General features: G+C 46.1%; 13 protein-coding genes. 4 read left to right on the forward strand and 9 right to left on the reverse strand.

Going from position 1 to position 15,281, the window contains the following annotated elements:
- Positions 1 to 128: 128 nt before the first annotated feature.
- The 4 genes from pulA to thpR are packed head-to-tail and all read right to left on the reverse strand — an operon-like array spanning position 129 to position 4,778.
- Complete coding sequence (pulA, locus tag EFK13_RS15220) at positions 129 to 2,285, reverse strand: type I pullulanase (RefSeq protein ID WP_129507891.1); 2,157 nt, start codon at positions 2,283 to 2,285, stop codon at positions 129 to 131.
- A 25-nt stretch (positions 2,286 to 2,310) separates the two neighbouring features.
- Positions 2,311 to 3,240: a YegS/Rv2252/BmrU family lipid kinase gene (locus EFK13_RS15225; RefSeq protein WP_129507890.1), complete on the reverse strand. Its 930-nt coding sequence runs from the start codon at positions 3,238 to 3,240 to the stop codon at positions 2,311 to 2,313.
- 47 nt (positions 3,241 to 3,287) lie between these two features.
- Entirely contained in the window at positions 3,288 to 4,202 is a 915-nt protein-coding gene (locus EFK13_RS15230; RefSeq protein ID WP_064816693.1) for a hypothetical protein, read from the reverse strand.
- A 24-nt stretch (positions 4,203 to 4,226) separates the two neighbouring features.
- Positions 4,227 to 4,778: an RNA 2',3'-cyclic phosphodiesterase gene (thpR, locus tag EFK13_RS15235; protein WP_129507889.1), complete on the reverse strand. Its 552-nt coding sequence runs from the start codon at positions 4,776 to 4,778 to the stop codon at positions 4,227 to 4,229.
- A 147-nt stretch (positions 4,779 to 4,925) separates the two neighbouring features.
- Here thpR and cysK point away from each other — a divergent pair, with 147 nt between their 5' ends.
- A complete protein-coding gene (cysK, locus tag EFK13_RS15240) occupies positions 4,926 to 5,861 on the forward strand; it encodes a cysteine synthase A (protein ID WP_129507888.1) in 936 nt (311 codons plus the stop codon).
- 33 nt (positions 5,862 to 5,894) lie between these two features.
- On the opposite strand, the gene pepV is transcribed toward cysK, so the two are convergent.
- Entirely contained in the window at positions 5,895 to 7,286 is a 1,392-nt protein-coding gene (gene pepV / locus EFK13_RS15245) for a dipeptidase PepV (RefSeq protein WP_129507887.1), read from the reverse strand.
- Positions 7,287 to 7,382: 96 nt separating this feature from the next.
- On the opposite strand from pepV, the gene pbuO reads away from it, so the two are divergent.
- Positions 7,383 to 8,681 (forward strand): hypoxanthine/guanine permease PbuO, encoded by a 1,299-nt coding sequence (gene pbuO / locus EFK13_RS15250; RefSeq protein WP_064816702.1) that lies wholly within the window; start codon positions 7,383 to 7,385, stop codon positions 8,679 to 8,681.
- Positions 8,682 to 8,720: 39 nt separating this feature from the next.
- Here the strand turns inward: pbuO and EFK13_RS15255 are convergent, their stop codons facing one another.
- Positions 8,721 to 9,878 carry an ABC transporter permease gene (locus EFK13_RS15255; protein WP_129507886.1) on the reverse strand — a complete coding sequence of 386 codons (1,158 nt, stop codon included), beginning with the start codon at positions 9,876 to 9,878 and terminating at the stop codon, positions 8,721 to 8,723.
- Positions 9,875 to 10,585, reverse strand: a complete 711-nt coding sequence (locus EFK13_RS15260; protein WP_129507885.1) for an ABC transporter ATP-binding protein — start codon at positions 10,583 to 10,585, stop codon at positions 9,875 to 9,877. The genes EFK13_RS15255 and EFK13_RS15260 overlap by 4 nt, the downstream gene beginning before the upstream one ends.
- 288 nt (positions 10,586 to 10,873) lie before the next feature.
- Here EFK13_RS15260 and EFK13_RS15265 point away from each other — a divergent pair, with 288 nt between their 5' ends.
- Positions 10,874 to 11,095, forward strand: coding sequence for a DeoR family transcriptional regulator (locus tag EFK13_RS15265; RefSeq protein WP_003152337.1), 222 nt, complete (start codon positions 10,874 to 10,876; stop codon positions 11,093 to 11,095).
- 282 nt (positions 11,096 to 11,377) lie between these two features.
- On the opposite strand, the gene EFK13_RS15270 is transcribed toward EFK13_RS15265, so the two are convergent.
- The gene (locus EFK13_RS15270) at positions 11,378 to 12,097 is read right to left on the reverse strand and encodes a pseudouridine synthase (RefSeq protein WP_129507884.1); all 720 of its coding nucleotides are present in this window, start codon (positions 12,095 to 12,097) and stop codon (positions 11,378 to 11,380) included.
- Positions 12,098 to 12,165: 68 nt separating this feature from the next.
- Positions 12,166 to 13,800, reverse strand: coding sequence for a lipid II flippase MurJ (gene murJ, locus EFK13_RS15275; RefSeq protein ID WP_129507883.1), 1,635 nt, complete (start codon positions 13,798 to 13,800; stop codon positions 12,166 to 12,168).
- Positions 13,801 to 14,004: 204 nt separating this feature from the next.
- Here murJ and EFK13_RS15280 point away from each other — a divergent pair, with 204 nt between their 5' ends.
- Positions 14,005 to 15,267, forward strand: coding sequence for a BaiN/RdsA family NAD(P)/FAD-dependent oxidoreductase (locus EFK13_RS15280; RefSeq protein ID WP_129507882.1), 1,263 nt, complete (start codon positions 14,005 to 14,007; stop codon positions 15,265 to 15,267).
- The last annotated feature ends 14 nt before the right edge of the window (positions 15,268 to 15,281 follow it).

A 15,281-nucleotide genomic window follows, 5' to 3' on the forward strand; every position in this document is an offset into this window, starting at 1 on the left:
GTCTCTAGTCTATCCAGCGAGTGCCTTTTTCGTACGAATCGTATGAAAATAAAAAAGACAGCTATTGAGAGTCTCATATGCTAATCAATAGCCGTCCTTTAAATTTTAGCGCTATAGCACAAACTTCGTCAAGCAAAACTCTTAAGATCTGATGCTAAATATAAGATAACCGTTCCGATACCGTTTACCGCAACCGCTTTCTTGATTTCTTTCTGTTCATGCTGAAAACCTGATGTATTACATAAAAGCTGGTACGTTTTGTCGTTTGGCAGCTTCCATTCAACGGATTCCGGACTCGCGTGATGGATGACGATGATGTCCTCCCAGTTATCAAACGCGCCAAGATCATGAAGCCTGTATGCGATGAGGTGTTCGTTTAGCGTTAAACATTCGAGATGGCGCTGGATGTCTGTGGCGGAATTGAGCCGGAATGCCGGATGCGCTTTTCTCAGCGAGATCAGTTTGCGGATGTAGTCAACATCTTCTTTGAATGTTTCACGCCGGTCCCAATCCAGCTGGTTGATGCTGTCACTGGATTGATAGCTGTTTTCCACTCCCTGCTTCGTCCGGAAAAATTCCTGTCCGCTGTGAATAAACGGCACCCCTTGGGCAAGCAAAATAATCGCGGACGCCAGCCGTTGCCTGCTTCTCTTTCGGCTGTCAGTTTCATGAGGCAGGGCAAGACTCATTTTATCCCAAAAGGTGTGATTATCGTGTGACTCGACATAATTGATAGACTGGCTGGGTTCAGGAACAACCGGCGCTAATGCCTTCCATCCGGAAGACCCGGCAATCCCATGCATAACGGTTTCCGCTGCTTCCCCGCCGCCGAGCGCAAAGCCAGCAGCCGTGAGGTGAAAGGTGTTCCCTTTCACAGCGTCGCGAAACATATCATTAAAAAAGCCGATGCCCGGCATTTTTGAAGCGTTTGCCAAGGCGGCTTTCTGTTCATGCGGCAGCGGTGTCGCCAAATCCCATCCTTCCCCAAACAGCAGGATTCCGGGCTTTACCGCAGTTGCTTTTTCTTTGATATAAAGCACGGTGTCAATATCTAAAATGCCGAGCAGATCAAAACGGAAGCCGTCGGCATCGTATTCCTCCAGCCAATAGATGACGCAGTCCGCAATAAATTTTCTCGCCATCCGTCTTTCTGATGCGATATCATTTCCAACGCCGGTGCCGTTTGACGGCATTCCAAACTCGTCATGCCGGAAATAATAACCGGGCACTATCTTTTCAAATGGGGAATTCTGCCTCTCGTATACATGGTTAAAAACGACATCCAGAATAACTCGCAGGCCGTGCTGGTGAAGGGTTTTGATCATTTGTTTTAACTCTGTTTTTCTTATTTGCGGATCATGAGGGTTTGAGGCATAGCTTCCCTCCGGGGCAAAGAAATGAAGCGGGTTATATCCCCAATTGTAAGCATCAAGCGGCTTCTCTTCATCAACTCCGGCAAAATCATTCACCGGCAAAAGCTCTACATGTGTAACGCCGAGCTCTTTTACATACGCCAGTCCTGAGGAACATCCATTTGTGGTTTGCGTATCCGTTTCCGTCAGCGCTAAGTATTTCCCCTTGTTTTTCATGCCGCTGTTTTCATGAATGGAGAAATCACGGATGTGCATCTCATAGATGACAGCATCCGCAGGGTTTGAGAATGGTTTGAGCGGGTCAGCCTTTTTCATTTGATCCGGGCGCAGGACGACACCCTTCTCTCCATTTACCGTCACGGCCTTTGCATACGGGTCAACGGTTTCCGCCCACTCTGAATTGTTGCATATGCAGAACACATACTCATACCCGTGGAGATCACCGCTGACCGTAACGGCATAAACGCCTTTTTCCAACCGAGTCATTTGGAATGTGCGCCCGCTTTTATTAGGGTGTGACAGCTTGACAGCAGCTGAGACTGCGGCAGGCGCCCATACTTTAAATTCAGTATAATCCGCAGTATAAACGGCCCCCAGCTCTCCGTCATAATAAAATGCATCATCAAACGAGTCCGTCCGGATGACCGCGCCAATTTGGAGATCCGTTTTGTCGCCGCTGCACGCTCTGACGGCATGTATTTTCCCGAATGTCACCGGATGTTCGGATACGCAAACGTACTTGTATGTTGCTTCAAGCCGGTATTCCTCCCTGACAGCCAGAGGAAAAACTGCCGTTTCTGTCTCAAGCCGAAACGGCGGTTTGATGATTTCTTTTTGTTTAGCAGGAATCAGAACGGTAATGACATTCATGTCATCGACATACGCTTCGAAGCTGCGGCGGATGCTGGCCATCGGAAGCTCTCTCCTTCAAATACGTTTATGTTTTGATCTTTAGGGGCGAAGGACTCGATGACAGACGAAACGGGGTGGTGCCCATGATTTCTCCGTCGGCATGAAACGGAATTTTGTCCTTCGTGTAAAACGTAATGTCTTTTGCTTTCAACATCGTAACGCCATCCATCTTTGTATGTTTTCCAAATGCCATCAGACATAAAAGCCAATATTTTTTCAAAAACGGCTGATTCTCAACAATCACGATATCAAACGCCTTCTCGCGCGGATTTGCAAGCGGGGCCGCCTTCATGCCGCCCCCGTAAAACGGATGGTTGGATACAACCGCAAACCAGACATCATGAAATTCGTGCGTCTCGCCTTCCGTTGTGCAGGCTAACGAAAACGGCTTAAAAGTCGCCGAAGCGTGCAAATGGGAAAGCGGATACACAAGAAATCGAAGGCGGAGAAATAGAAAAGCCCGTCTCAACGGAAATTCCATCGCCTTTTTATTGACATATGCGTCAAACCCGATCCCGATATGATTCATAAAATAAAGAACCTGCGATTTATCCTGAAGAAAATTTACGCTTCCTAAATGAAAGGTTCGGGTTAACGGACGCTTCTGCTTTCTGATTTCCTGTATCAAATCAATTTTTTTAATAGAGAATCCTCGCGAAAAATCATTATACGCGCCCGCCGGCACAAAGCTTAGTTCAATATCGTCTACATCTTTCAGCCCGTTGACAACTTCATGCATGGTACCGTCTCCGCCAATGACGATCAGTCTCTTCAGCTTATATTCCTGTATCGTAGAAATCTGCCTGGCGAGTACCTCTGCGTGCCCCGGATGTTCCGTTAAAAATGAGCGGTGCTCAATCTTCCGTTTGATTAATTCCTTTTGAATGGACATCCAAACACGCAGGCCGTTGCGATGTCCTGCTGTCGGATTAATAATAAAAAACCAATGGCTCATCTTCTCACCTGCTTATGTTATGAGAAAACCGCTCAAATCGTTCTCTTTTACTCCAGCCACTCTTGTCTGCGATAGGAGTCAGACATGCAGTAAGACAATAGAGCCTTTGCAGCCTTCACTTGATGATGCTTAATCGGAGCAGTGTTTTTCTTCTGCCGTTCAATCCATTCCTCCGCGCCGCGCTTATCCGCTATCTCTAAGCCGTATGGCGGTTCGGGGTAGTCGATATACGACGTTCTGCTTAAAAGCAATTTTCGAACCGGAATCTCAGCCTGTTTTTCCTTTACGATCTTTGACACAACGGAATCCGTTCGAAACAAGCTCAGTCCCGGATTTAACACTGATTCAGTCTGAGAGGCTGTTTTCTTGTCCCAAAAACGATTTTTAGACCCTATGTACACACTGTCTTCCTCCGCCTCTAAGAAAGAAACGCAAAAAATTTCAAGAGGGGAAATAATCACAATGCTTAATTCAACCGCCGCCTGCTGAATTTTCAGCACAGGCTTATACATAATGAAATAAGAATCAGGCAGCTGCTGGGTCAGATAACGCAAAATGCGGTCCTGCTTCACCTGGTTTGAGAGATGAGATATTTCTGAAAGAGTAGAGCTTGCCCATTTGAGCTGAAATTCATATAAATGTCTTTTATAAAAAGAAGCAAGCGCCATCCTGCTCTTCGGCAGCCTTACATGTAATTCGTCTTCGTCCTCAAACCATTGGTGTCTCTCTTCTTGTATATCGGCTTTTATCTCTTCTTTTCTTCTTTTCAATGAAAATTTTTTTCGTTTCTGCAACGGTTCAGGCTCTTCGGCACTGGATTGCCGTTCTTCATGCTGGCGCTCCGCTGCTTCTAATAGTGAAAGCCAGCGCTCTTTTTTCAGCCGTACAAACTGGTTGATATAATGGTACGGATCAAGCTCATATCTCGATATATAATCATGAATTTTGATGATTTGTGCCATTTCGTTTCTCCACTCCGCCATGAATTAAGATAAATGAAATTTGAATATTTCCTCGTATTTTGGTGATTTGTTCAAGTGTATTCGAAAGAGCGAAAACCGTTCAGCCATCATCGAAACCTCGCCGCTTTCAAACGGAACATGTGCCGGAAATCCTTCTTCTCCCGTCCATTTTCTAGCCAGCGTCATATGAGGGTGATACGGTCTTTTTTCCACTTGAAAGCCGGCTTGAAGCACAGCCTGTTTCGTATGTTCCCGCAACACTTCAAGCGTTCTGTTTTTCTTTGGCTCCAGGTGTAAAACACGCGGCCTTCTGCGGTCGCCGAATACATCTATTTTGCCAAACTCAATCGAAAACGGATTGGTTTCCGAAGCAATCGCAGCAAGCGAACCCTCAAGCTGCTGAATTTGTGTCTCATCCGCCGCTCCGAGAAAAATTAACGTGATATGGTAGTCAAGCGGGTGCACCCATTTTTGAAACGTCAAAACCGGCTCGTTTTTCGCAGCATGGTAAATCGGGTTCGCGATTCCCTCAGGAATGGGAACACCGATAAAATAATGTGGCCGTGTATCTGGCATCCGTCTGACACTCCCTTCTGTAACAGCTATATTTTATCAATAAAGAGGCTGTGCGGATAGAGGACAAGTGAATGAAAACACTCTCGCACAAACGTTTATTATGTTAGGATATTATATGACACTTGTTTTATTCAGAAAGGGATGACAATGTTGAAAATCGTTGAAAATACAGCTGATCTGATAGGGGATACACCGCTTGTGAGATTGAATCGGCTTCAGCCGGAAAACGCGGCACAAGTCTATTTAAAGCTTGAATTTTTCAATCCGAGCGGCAGTGTGAAAGACAGAGCCGCTTATCATATGATCATAGAAGCAGAACAAAACGGTTTGCTCAAACCGGGATCAGTTATTATAGAGCCGACGAGCGGAAACACCGGAATCGGACTCGCCATGAATGCGGCGGCACGCGGCTATAAGGCGATCTTAGTCATGCCTGATACGATGACAAAGGAACGGATCAACCTTCTTAAAGCTTACGGCGCAGAGGTTGTGTTAACACCAGGATCGGAAAGAATGCCGGGCAGCATTAAAAAAGCGAAGGAGCTTGCCGAACAAATTCCGAACAGCTATATTCCGATGCAGTTCGATAACAGCGCCAATCCTGACGCGCACCGAAAAACGACAGCGCCTGAAATTGCCCGGGCATTAGAAGAAATCGGCAAACCGCTCGGCGCTTTTGTCGCCTCTTCCGGAACGGGCGGAACCATTACCGGAACAGGTGAAGCGCTCAAAGAGCTTTTTCCGGATATCACCGTTCACGTTGTCGAGCCTGCGGGTTCGCCTGTATTATCCGGAGGAAAACCCGGCGCGCATAAGCTTGTAGGCACGAGCCCGGGCTTCATACCTCCGATTTTAAATCAAGACGTATATGATGAAATTATCAAAATCTCTGATGAAGACGCCTATACGACAACAAGACGCCTTGCTGCTGAAGAAGGAATACTTGTCGGGCCTTCGTCAGGTGCTGCCTGCTTCGCGGCAATCGAAACAGCAAAACGCCTCTCTCCTGACCAAGTTGTGGTCTGTATGACTGCCGATACAGGGGAACGATATTTATCAACTGATTTATGGTCATTTGTTTAAAAAAAGGACTGGCTTCCGCAGAAGCCGGTCCTTTTATTTTGCAAGTTCGTAGATTGCCTGCGCGTATAACGCTGTCGATCTCAACAGGTCGTCAATTTCAATATATTCATCCTTTTGGTGGGCGCTGTCAGGACGTCCGGGGAACAGCGGGCCAAACGCGACACCGGCTTTTAACGATCTTGCATAAGTCCCCCCGCCGATTGAGATTAAATCAGCTTTTTTGCCCAGCTGGCCTTCATAAACCTTTTGCAGGGTTTTGACTAACGGATGGTCTGCTGACACATGATGCGGCTTGCTGTCTTTGAATACGCCGAGCTCAAATTCAGATGCGCTTTCGAATGCATCGCGGATCACTTTGCTTTCCGCTGTTACAGGATAGCGGATATTGATCCCGAGCTCGCCTCCTTGCCCTTCTGTATAGCGCAGTGTTCCGACATTTAGTGTCAGCTCGCCGCTAATGTCATCCTCACAGTCGATATTCAGTTTCTTTCCTCTCGTATCATCTGAGAACTTGTCTGTCACAACTTGCACAAACCGCCGGCCTGCTTCGTCAAGCTCAGCCTGCTGCAGAAATTCGCACAATAAAAGGCCGGCATTGATTCCATTGTTCGGTTCCATCGCATGGCAGGAAAGCCCGTACATACGCAAAATGAGCTGTCCATTCTCTATTTCAGCCTCTCCTTTTTGATCCGTCGCGCGAAGCATGTCTTTAAAAGAATCAAGAATCGCTTCTTTTTTCGGCCCTTCAATGACAGCTTCCGCAGCGTCAGGCACCATGTTTAAGCGAAGGCCTGACTGAAATGAGACAAGCACTGTTTCTGATTCGGCTTGGTTTGGGTGATGCGGGATGAGCAATGAAGCATCAATGATCCCTTTTTCCGCGTTAATAATCGGAAAATCGGCGTCAGGCGCAAAACCCAGTGTTGGCATTTCTTCATGCTTAAAATAATGCTCCACGCATCTCCAATCGCTTTCTTCATCTGTTCCGATAATGATTCTGACACGCTTGGAAAGCGGCAGATTCATGTCTTTTACGATTTTTAGCGCGTAGAATGCCGCCATTGTCGGGCCTTTGTCATCAATGGCGCCTCTCGCATAAATCCGTCCGTTGCGGATATCAGCTGAAAACGGGTCACTCGTCCACCCATCTCCCGGCGGCACGACGTCAACATGGCAAAGTACGCCGACAATGTCATCTCCCTCGCCCCATTCAATATGGCCTGCAAAGCCGTCAAGATTTTTTGTTGTAAAGCCTTCTTTTTCTCCCAGCTCCAGCAACGAAGTCAGGCTTGCATTTACACCTTCTCCAAACGGTTTGCCGGGTCCGGCGGTTGTTTCATCCATTACACTGTTAATTCTCAAAAATTCCTGTGTATCACGAATTAAATCCTCTTTTTTTCTGATCACTTCGACTTCCCAGTTCATAACGATCCCCTTTCCGCAAGAAATGACTTGCAAAAACAAAATAAAACGAATAATATTAATGGTGTTTTGTTAAAATGTTCGTAATTGGAGGATACTATGTTTCATCTAAAAGAGCAGCAAACATCCATAAAGCAAGAAATCATAGCAGGGCTGACGACCTTTTTCACAATGGTCTATATTGTCGTGGTAAATCCGGTCATTCTGGCTAACGCCGGGGTTCCTTTCGACCAGGTTTTCACCGCAACGATTATTGCCTCCATTGTCGGAACGCTGTGGATGGCCCTGGCAGCAAATTATCCGATTGCTATTGCACCCGGCATGGGCTTGAACGCATATTTAGCCTTTCATGTTGTAAGCGCAAGCGATGGCGGAATCACGTACGCAACAGCTTTCAGCGCAGTATTTACAGCAGGGGTTCTCTTCATTATTCTATCGTTAACGCCTTTAAGAAAACAACTTATAGAAGCGATTCCAAACAATTTAAAATACGGGATTACAACAGGGATCGGGCTGTTTATTGCTTTTATCGGTTTGCGTCAGGCGGGAATTGTGGCCGCTGATGAGTCAAACCTGGTTACTCTCGGCAATCTGCATTCACCAGGTGTTATTTTAACGCTTGTCGGCCTTTTGATCAGTGTGGTCCTGATGGTGCGGAAAGTAAGCGGCGCTTTATTTATTGGAATGGCAGCTACCGCTTTGATCGCCTTTTTTACCGGCCAGCTGCATTTTTCAAAAGGCTTTATGTCACTTCCTCATTTGCCGGATGGCCTGATTATCTCAAATCCGTTTTCCGCTTTTGGCGATGTCGTTCATCATGGCCTGTACGCTGTCGTCTTTTCTTTTCTATTGGTCACGATTTTTGATACGACAGGCACGATGATCGGCGTTGCCGAGCAAGCAGGGCTGATGAAGAACAACAAGCTGCCGAACGTGCGAAAAGCGCTGCTTGCCGATTCAACAGCGACGACAGTAGGAGCTGTTTTCGGCACAAGCCCGACAACCGCATTTATCGAATCTTCCGCTGGTGTCGCAGCCGGGGGAAGAACGGGGCTTACAAGTTTGACAGTTGCTGTGCTGTTTGCGGCTTCTATGTTTTTCAGTCCGCTCGTCAGCGCCTTATCCGGCATAGCCGCGATCACCTCACCTGCTTTGATTATCGTTGGCAGCCTGATGATGAGCTCTGTGTCAAATATGAACTGGAAAGAGATGGACGAAGCATTCCCGGCGTTTCTTGTTATTCTCGCCATGCCATTGACATCCAGCATTTCTACAGGAATCGCGCTTGGCTTTATTTCATATCCGATCGTAAAAGCAGCGCGAGGAAAATGGAGAGAGATTCACCCTCTCGTCATCGTTTTCGCCATTCTGTTTTTCATCCAGCTATTTATTTTATAACACATACAGAAAAACCCAAACGTCGCCGTTTGGGTTTTTTTATGTAAACAATAAAGAAACAGCGGCCGCTAAAAAACAGCAGGCGGCAAACGCATAATGCAGCGTGTTGATACAGCTTTTTCTGGCCCGGTAATATTCGTCACTTTCCTTATCGGTGCCAATTAAAAAAGGGGCATCCATAACCTTGTCAAAAATAAGCGTAAGGATATACCGGCAAACACCTGTATACACCAGCAGCGCAATCAGCTTCAGCCAGATCGGGGAGACAAAAATCAAAATGGTGAAGGCTGACAAGAGCATGTACATCTGCCTCGTATACTCGCCATTCCTCAGCATGACTTTGAAAAACAATTCCTTATAACCTGTGCAGATTGTCCGTTTTTTAAATATCCTTTTTGAATTCCGGTACAATAACGGCTTTCTTCTCATTCTATCTTTTACTTTCGGGACTCCCGCCTCCTGGCTTATCATCATCACAAGCCCGGCAAGCGCAAGCCTGCTTTTTTTCTCTTCAGTCACCTCTGCTTCAAAAGCCGAGAACGAAGCTGTCTTTTTCAAACCGCGGACGAATGAGAAAATAAAAAACAAAATGCCAATAAGCGCAAGCACACCCGACTCAGTGAAAACGATCAGAACAGCAGAACCGGAGAAAAGAACGGCTCTGAACAGAATGTCGGCAATCCGTCTCGAAATGGAGCGCGGCTTTCTGATCCTGTCTTGCTTTAAAGATAAAAAGAATGTATGAAGGCCAAACAGGTAACACAATAGTGCAGCGCTTTCTGCCAATGTAATGTGAACAGAATGACTGATTAAGGGAAAAACTAAGAAAAAGAGCAGCAGCCATTTCGCCAGCGTGACCAAAAAAGAATACACAAGCACATACCGTTTTAGCTGATAGATCATCTCTTTCTTTTGCAGCAAAAACACTTTGTCCGCTTCCATTAAAAACGTATGGATCGCGCCAGTACACACGATCAGAACACACACAGCGTACAGCCATCTCCATTCCATTACCTCCGACCACTCATAAAAAAGGCCTCTTCCGTTCAGCAAATCATTATACTGATAGATGACAAAAGCAAGCGCCGGCAAAACAATGTAGAGAGCGACTGTCCAGTCAATGACCGAATGGAAAACGTTAAACTGATACTTGTAATAGTCAATCAGCCTTCGAAAAAAGAGCGATCGCCCGTTCATGACCGATCACCTTGAACCGCCTTATAAAAACAATCAAGCAATGACCGCCCCTCTAATCCGGTCTGGTCCTGAATATCTTTCAATGTGCCTTGGAGAAATAAAGAACCCTTCTCAATCATGTAAAACCGGTCGCAGATTTTTTCCGCGGTATCGAGTACGTGTGTGCACATGAGAATGCCGGCTCCCCGTTCTTTTTCAGCCTTAAGCATGTCCACAAAGCGTTTCGTCGATATCGGATCAAGGCCGATAAACGGTTCATCAATCACATACATATCCGGCTTGGAGAGAAAAGCCTGAATAAGCATCAGCTTTTGCTGCATGCCTTTTGAAAAGGTGACAGGCAGCTCATGCATGACATGGTCAAGCGAAAACGTCTGCAGCAGGCTTTGGGCCCGGTGCGTAAATTCACTCTCCTCAATACCGTGGAGCGTGCTGATCAGATCCAAATGCTCCCACAGCGTCAATTCTTCGTAAAAGGACGGATGCTCCGGAATATATGCGAATGAACAGTCGTTCCAGGCAATATGCCCTTTAAAGTCTTCTGAGAGGCCGAGTATCGCCTTGATTGCGGTGCTTTTTCCGGCCCCGTTAGCTCCGATCAGCCCGACTAGCTCCCCTTTGCCGACTTCCAAAAAAACATCGGCGAGCACTTTTTTTCGGCTTATATACCCAGCCTGTTCTATTGAAGCTTCAAGCAATTTTGTCAAATCTCGCCCACCTCCAAAATTTACTACGAACCAGAATAAAAAAAGTTTCTTTAACCATAATAATATTGTGCCGAAATACATAGTAATCCAACAAGGATGGCTGCCCAGCTCGAATTGGAAAAAATTAATAGAAGTTATCCCTAGATTCATCACTGCGATATCGTGTATAATGAGGGCGAATTATCTAAAAACTTTAGATGTCTGCCTTAGTTGCTATTTCGTACGCAGTTGATAGTCGTGAGTTGTGGTTAGTCAAGTCCATCCGATCTTATGATAGGGAGTGGTTTTTTGAAACCTTCAACAAACCGTATGCTAACTCGAATCAAATCAGTTTACATGTTTATCCAAGAAAAAGGTCTTGTGACAACACAGGAACTGGTTGACGAATTCGGCATTACACCTAGAACGATTCAAAGAGACTTAAATGTGTTGGCATATAATGATCTTGTTCATAGTCCAAGCCGTGGCAAGTGGGAGACAACGAGAAAGAAAGTAAAGATTACCTCATAAACTTGAAAAATTACATAGGGCCGCCTGTGAGCGGCCTGATAGATACGGGGCGAAGATCTTCTGAGCCTTGTTTTTGTGTGTTTATATACAAAAAATCCTAAAACGTTTTCGTTTTAGGATTTTGTCATCTTTTCAGCGTGAATGAAAACCCTTGAAGTCTAGGAAGGACGAGCATCGGAGCACAGCGAATGTCGGAATTCGTGAGCACCGACGCGCAGGCCTGACAACGAATGCGAGGGTTTGTCGACACGCTGAAATCCCGCATCGAAATGCGGGATTTTTTCATGCTTGCGGCTCATTCAGCAAATGAAGTTCTTCTTCTGTAAGCTCACGGTATTCTCCCGGAGCCAGAGCGGGATCCAAGGAAACCGGCCCCATTGAAAGCCGCTTCAGATAAATCACTTCATTGCCGACAGCCTTTGCCATCTGCTTGACCTGATGGTATTTACCTTCTGTAATCGTCAGGTGTATCACGGTATGGCCATTGTCATTTGCTTTGATTTCCGCTTTTGCCGGCTTTGTTTTATAGCCGCCTTCTATGTAGACACCCGCTTCCAAATCAGAGATGTCTTCTCGTGAAATCTGTGATGTTAAGTGGACTTCATACGTTTTTGGAACATGCTTTTTAGGCGAAAGGAGCCGATGCGCGAGCTGGCCGTCATTTGTGAGCAGCAAAAAGCCCTCTGTATCCTTATCAAGGCGGCCGGCTGGAAACGGCTCAAATCTCATCTCTTCCGGCGTCAGCAGATCGACCACTGTTTGCTGCCGGCTGTCCTCTGTCGCCGACAGCACTCCCTGCGGTTTATTCATCATCAGATAGATGAACTCGCGGTAATCAACCGGTTCCCCATATACAGTAACCTCCTGCTTATCAGGATCAACGTGCGCTTTTACATCTTTGGCCGGTTTGCCGTCGACCATGACGGCTCCCGCCTTCACAACCGCCTTGACTTCTTTTCTGGAACCATACCCGCTATTGGAAAGCAGCTTATCAAGTCTCATTTGCAATCTCTCCTTTATAAAAGAAAGCCCGCAGCATGCGAGCCCTCTGTTGTATCATATTTTGTTCATCAGCCGGCATGTTTGCCTCTCTTTAAGAATCCCGGCAAACGGCGGCCTAATATTTTCTGCAAAAATCCTAACCGGTAGCCGCAATACAGGTACACAGCTCCGCCAACAGCGGCCGCAATCACTACAACGATCGCAGCTTGCAGCTGGCCATCCTGATAGGAAATAAAGAAACTTAATGCCCATTGCACGATTTTCACGGCTATAGCCATAATAGCTGACAAGATCAGCATCAATACAATCCGTTTGACTAATATCTTATAGGAATAGCCTGCATGACGCTTAATCATGATAAATCCATATAAAAGTGAAGCAATATATCCTAGCGCCGTCGCTAAAATCGCGCCGTCAGCCTGCATCAGCTTGATCAGCGGAACATTCAGCACAAGCTTGATCACGACGCCGATGACAAGGCTGACAACCGCAAACTTTTGTTTGTTGATGCCCTGCAGAATGGCTGCGTTGACCGTAAATAAAGAGAACAGAATCGCAACCGGGGAATACCAAAACAGAATGTTTGCGCCCAGTTCAGGAAGAAGGCTCTCAGATCCGTAAAAGAACGTATACGTCGGTCCTGCCAATACAGAGATCCCGACAACAGCAGGAATAATTAAAAACAAGATTGTCTGCATCGTTTGATTAATCTGCTGATTCAGGAGCTTATAGTTTCCGCTAGTAAACGATTCAGTAATCGTTGGAATTAATGTCAGGCCGAAAGCTGTTGCAAGCGAAACCGGGATCATGACGAGCTTCTGCACATACAGGGTAAGAATCGCCATCATGTCCTGGCTGATAGCTTGATGGCCGGCTTCAATCATCGCTTTGTTAAATGTATTTGTATCAATGTAGTTATACAAAGGGATGGCCAGTCCCACAAAAACGTACGGAGCGGCATAGCTGAACAGCTCGAGAAACATTTTCTTGTAGCTTAAGTTTGCTGTCGGTCCCGTATTCGGCATCATCGCCAGCAGGCTGCTCTTCCGTTTGTTCCAATAAATATAGAGCACGATCAGTCCCCCGAAGGCGCCGATCAGCGCTGCGAATGTCGCATAACCGACAGCGATCACAAGGCCGCCGTTGAAAATTTTCAATATCAAGAATGTCGCACTCAATAAAAAGATGATGCGGACAATCTGTTCAACAACTTGGGAAACAGCTGTCGGTCCCATCATTTGGTGCCCTTGAAAGAATCCGCGGACAAGGCTCATAATCGGCACGACCAAAAGCGCTAAGCTGACCATGCGGATGACATAAACGACATGATCAATTGTCAGGCCATTATTATCCTTGCCTCCCAACGATATTTCCGCAAACATCGGAGCGGATAAATACAGAATGAAAAAGGCAATCATTCCTGTGACGAGCATAACCGACATGCCCGCCTTGAGCATTTTTCTGCTTGTTTCATAATCTCCTTTGGAATTATATTTGGAAACAAATTTAGAAACAGCGGCCGGAAAGCCCATCGTAGCGATATTCAAAAACAAAGTATATTGGTTGTATCCGTATTGAAATAACGCACCGCCTGTCGCCCCGACCATAATGCTGAAGGGAATTAAATAGACCATTCCCAGAATTCGCGATATATATGTACCGAGCGTTAATACAAACGTGCCTCTTAACAGTTTGCTTGACATGTTTCTTCATCACCATTTTCTACGAAGATTCAACTTTTCTATTTTACCACAACTGGGCATTTAGACGGTAATAAATACAAAAGCAATCTTGTGAACATTCAGGTTCGCGGCAAAAGACGTTTAAGGAGAGGCTTTCTTTCGCTATAATAGTACTGCGGACGGGGTGTTCGCACACGAAACGGAAAAAGAAAGTTGATGATAAAGATGAAACAATTTGACGTAATCGTAATCGGCGGAGGCCCTTCAGGCTTGATGGCTGCGATTGCAGCGGGAGAGCAGGGCGCTAGCGTTTTGCTGATAGATAAAGGAAATAAATTAGGACGGAAACTCGCGATTTCCGGCGGAGGCCGCTGCAATGTGACGAACCGCCTTCCTGTGGATGAAATTATTAAGCACATCCCCGGCAACGGGCGTTTTTTATACAGCGCGTTTTCTGAGTTTAATAATGAAGACATTATCAAGTTTTTTGAAAATCTCGGCATTCAATTGAAAGAAGAGGATCACGGCCGGATGTTTCCGGTGACAGACAAAGCCCAAAGTGTCGTTGACGCACTGTTAAACAGGCTGAAACAGCTCCGGGTAACGATCAGAACGAACGAGAAAATAAAATCGGTTATATATGAAGATGGGGGCGCAGCAGGGATTGAGACGAATAATGGCGAAATGATCCATAGCCAGGCCGTCATTATCGCTGTCGGGGGTAAAAGTGTGCCACATACCGGAAGCACGGGAGACGGCTATGAATGGGCCGAAGCTGCGGGCCATACCATAACAGAGCTGTTTCCGACAGAGGTCCCCGTTACATCTGCCGAACCGTTCATTAAGCAAAAAACACTTCAGGGCTTATCACTAAGAGATGTTGCTGTCAGTGTGTTAAATAAAAAAAGCAAACCGATCATCACACATAAAATGGACATGCTGTTTACCCATTTCGGCCTCTCAGGTCCCGCCATTCTCAGATGCAGCCAATTTATCGTGAAAGAGCTGAAAAAACAGCCGCAAGTGCCGATCAAAATTGATTTGTATCCTGATATCAATGAAGAAACGCTATTCCAAAAGATGTATAAAGAACTGAAAGAAGCACCGAAAAAAGCCATTAAAAACGTGCTGAAGCCTTGGATGCAGGAGCGCTATCTCCTATTCTTGCTCGAAAAAAACGGCATCTCTCCGAATGTATCGTTTTCTGAGCTGCCGAGGGACCCATTCAGACAATTTGTAAAGGACTGCAAGCAATTTACCGTTCTCGCAAACGGCACACTGTCTCTTGATAAGGCATTTGTCACGGGAGGCGGGGTATCAGTAAAAGAAATTGACCCGAAAAAGATGGCTTCTAAAAAAATGGAGGGGCTTTATTTTTGCGGTGAAATTCTCGATATCCACGGCTACACAGGAGGATACAATATTACCTCCGCCCTTGTAACGGGAAGGCTTGCGGGGCTCAATGCCGGTCGCTTCGCCCGCTCTTGACCAGCCTTTTCAAA

It is taken from the genome of Bacillus cabrialesii (genome assembly GCF_004124315.2).
GTDB lineage: Bacteria > Bacillota > Bacilli > Bacillales > Bacillaceae > Bacillus > Bacillus cabrialesii.